Below are 3181 nucleotides of genomic sequence, written 5' to 3'. Positions count from 1 at the left end.
GGCCCCGCCGGTGTGGCCGGGATCGTTGACCGCCCCATAGAGGGCCTGTTTTATTGTCGACACCGTAGCATCGGAAAGAGGCAGCCTCCTTTTGCTGATGACCTCGCCGGTCAGCACTTTTCCCGCATAATCCTCGGCCTTTAAAAGCAGATGGGGCTGGCACCACACTCCCCCGTTGGCCAGGGCCGCATACAGCGATGCCATCTGCAGCGGAGTGGCCATCACCTCGCCCTGGCCGATGGACATGTTGGCCGAATGTCCCACCGTCTTGGCGTTCCGGCCCAAACGTTTCTGGTAATAGAGATCGTCGGGGATCAGGCCGGAATTCTCCTGGGGCAGGTCTATTCCGGTTTCCCGGGCAAGCCCCAGTCTTTGGGACCATTTGGCCATCCCGTTTATCTTCAGCAGCATTCCCAATTGGTAGAAATAAACGTCGCAGGAATTGACTATGGCGCCGTGCAGGTCCAGCGAACCGTGCCCCCCCCTTTTCCAGCATTTAAAGGCTCGGTTGCCTATCACCAGGCTGCCGTGACAGGAGGCTTTCATCCTTGTTTCCGGGGTGATCAGCGATTCCTCCAGGGCCGCGGCGGCCGTGACCACCTTGAAGGTGGAGCCCGGCGGGTAAGCGCTGCGGATGGCCCGGTCCCACAAGGGAAAGCTGGGATCGTTGACCAGCCGGTTCCAGTCATCGGCCCGGATGCCGGCCGCAAACAGGTTGGGATCAAAGTTGGGGCGGCTGACCAGGGCCAGCACCCGCCCGGTCCGGGGGTCTATGGCCACCGCCGCCCCTATCATGTCCCCGGTAAAAAGGCTTTCCGCCAGGGTCTCCAGCCGCCAGTCGATGGTCAGGGATATGTTGCTGCCGGGGTCGGGCTCTATCCTTTCGGCTTCGGACACCGTTCCCAGGTCGCGTCCCCTGGCGTCGACCTCGATGAAATCCCAGCCGTTGACCCCCTTCAGATAATTTTCGTATTTAAGCTCCAGTCCGCCCTTGCCGATGTAATCGCCGTAGCTGTAGCCCTGGTCCCGGTATTTGGCGTACTCGGATTGTCCCAGGGACGAGGTATATCCCACCAGATGGCTGGCCAGGGAGCCGTATTCAACCTTGCGCAGCGACTCCACCTCCAGCCGCAAAGCCGGCAGGTTCAGAATGTTCTCCTCGATTCGGGCCACCTGTTCCGGCAAAAGGTCCTTGACCAGCACCACCGGGTCCTTGGGAAATATCCGGCGCTGGGAGATCACCGAGCTTTTCAGCAGCAGGCTGTCCAGACCCAGCAGGGCGGCCGCCTTGCTGACCGAGGCCTGCCAGTCGTTAACGGTCACCAGCACCAGGTCGAACCCCGGACGGCTCTGGGCTATCAGCACCCCGCTGCAGTCAAAGACCAGGCCCCGGGGCGCCGGGATCATCAGCCTCCGCAGCCGGTTCTGCTGGGAAAGCCTGGCGTAATGCCCGTGCTTGACCACCTGCAGGTATCCGGACCTGAACAGCAGGGCGGAAAAACCCAGGGCCAGCAATGCCAGAATGGAAAGTACCCTTTCCCTGCTTCCCAGTTCTTTAGCCAAGAATGCATCCCCCGTTGAAAGGTTAGACCAGGCTCAGTTTTGTTTTTTCGGACCGGGGCAGGAAATGCTTCATCTGCGGCATCAATAGCGCGCCCAGCAGGACCGTGAACAGCGCGCTGCCCAAGCCGAAACGGAGTAAAACCGAAAAATATCCGCCCGGCCCCCCTCCGCCCCGGCCCCAATATTCAAAGAACTGCCGGACCAGGGTCAAAAGCCCGGCCACCAGCAGCTGGCTGGAAAGCTGATCCTTGTAGATCCTTTCCCGCAATGACCCGGCCCAGTATCCGGAGACCGCTCCGCTGAGTGTGAACAGGCCCATGGTGGACGGATGGTAACAGTCGGCCATGAAACCGGCCGTCACCCCGGTCAATATCCCCGGGCCGGTGCCCAGGGTCAGGGCCGTCAGACCGATGATCATGGCGATGAAATCCGGCTGCAGCCCCCAGACCGACAGCAGTCCGGAAAGCGAGGACTGGACGAACACCGCCAGCCAGGCCATCAAAAACAGTTTTAAATTCCTCATTGCGGGGATTTCTCCATCTGCAGCGGAGTGGTGTCGGGAAGTTCTATCCTGAATTCCGGGGCCCGGATGATTATCTGAGGCTGGTATGATCTTTTCTTTTTCCTGGCCCTGGCGGCCATGGTATCCGGGGCCGCCACCGGGGTCAGCAACGGCAGCGGCGGGTTCTGCCCTCCCCTGATCACCAGCACCTGGTTGATGCGGTTAAGGTCCAGGGACGGACGGACCTCCACGTCCAGCACCAGTTTTCTCTTGTCCACCCCCGCCTTCTCCACCACCCCCAGCATCAGACCGTAGGGGAACACCCCGCCGTAGCCGGAGGAAACTATGGTGTCCCCGGCAATCACATCGGCCCGCAGGGGAACCCGGTCGAACAGGCAGGACATTCCGGCCTGGGTCCGGAATATCCCCAGCACCCGGCTGCGCAGGTCAATGGCGCTGACCCGGGAATCCGGGCTGAATACGGTCTGAACCGCCGACCGGCCTTCATCCGCGCTGGAGATCAGTCCCACCAGGCCCAGGGTGGAAAGCACCACCAGTCCGGGCTGAAGGCTGTCTCCGGCGCCCTTGTCTATCAGCAGGTCCGGGCTGAGAAGAACCGGCTCACGTCCCGCTATCTGGGCGGTGGCCAGATTCCAGGAAGAAAGGGACTTCAGTTCCAGGGCCTGGCGCAGTCCCGCATTCTGGCGGGCCGCTTCTATCAGCGCCGAATGCTCCAGGCTGAGGCTGGCCAATTGGTCCTTAAGAACGGCGTTCTCCTTCCAGCTGGCCAGCAGGGAACGGGCCCGGGACAACGGCCATTCCAGGGGGGCAAAGATAGTGCCCACCACCTTCTGCCCCAGCCACAGCTTGGCGTCCCGGGGCAGGACCATCAGGGTGATCGACAAAATGATTGCAGCCCCCAGCGAGGCCCAGTCGGTCTTTTTAAGAAATCTGAAGTTTAACAGCCGCATCAACGTTCTGTAATTTCATTATTACCGGGGTCAGAAGATCAATACTATTTTTATCAGGAATCCATGAACCCATGAATGTTCAACCTTGGGACCCTGATTGTTTCCTGTATTCCTGGTTTCCTTATATGATAATCGAATCACTTGA

3 protein-coding genes are annotated in these 3181 nt (G+C 60.2%); all 3 read right to left on the bottom strand.

The annotated features are described in order from the left end of the window. Positions 1-1563: penicillin-binding protein 2 (mrdA, locus tag Q7U71_04155; GenBank protein MDO9390949.1), on the bottom strand; the 1563-nt coding region annotated here is incomplete at its 3' end. A 22-nt stretch (positions 1564-1585) separates the two neighbouring features. Beyond that, a complete protein-coding gene (gene mreD, locus Q7U71_04150) occupies positions 1586-2086 on the bottom strand; it encodes a rod shape-determining protein MreD (protein MDO9390948.1) in 501 nt (166 codons plus the stop codon). After that, positions 2083-3036, bottom strand: a complete 954-nt coding sequence (mreC, locus tag Q7U71_04145) for a rod shape-determining protein MreC (protein MDO9390947.1) — start codon at positions 3034-3036, stop codon at positions 2083-2085. The genes mreD and mreC overlap by 4 nt, the downstream gene beginning before the upstream one ends. Positions 3037-3181: the final 145 nt, after the last annotated feature.

Source organism: bacterium, from assembly GCA_030655055.1.
Lineage (GTDB): Bacteria > Edwardsbacteria > AC1 > AC1 > EtOH8 > UBA5202.
This window is presented reverse-complemented; position numbering and strand designations above follow the sequence as displayed.

Bases quoted from the DNA above. Each gene is read 5' to 3' on its own strand.
- mreD (MDO9390948.1), bottom strand. From the start codon at position 2,086: ATGAGGAATTTAAAACTGTTTTTGATGGCCTGGCTGGCGGTGTTCGTC.
- mreC (MDO9390947.1), bottom strand. From the start codon at position 3,036: ATGCGGCTGTTAAACTTCAGATTTCTTAAAAAGACCGACTGGGCCTCG.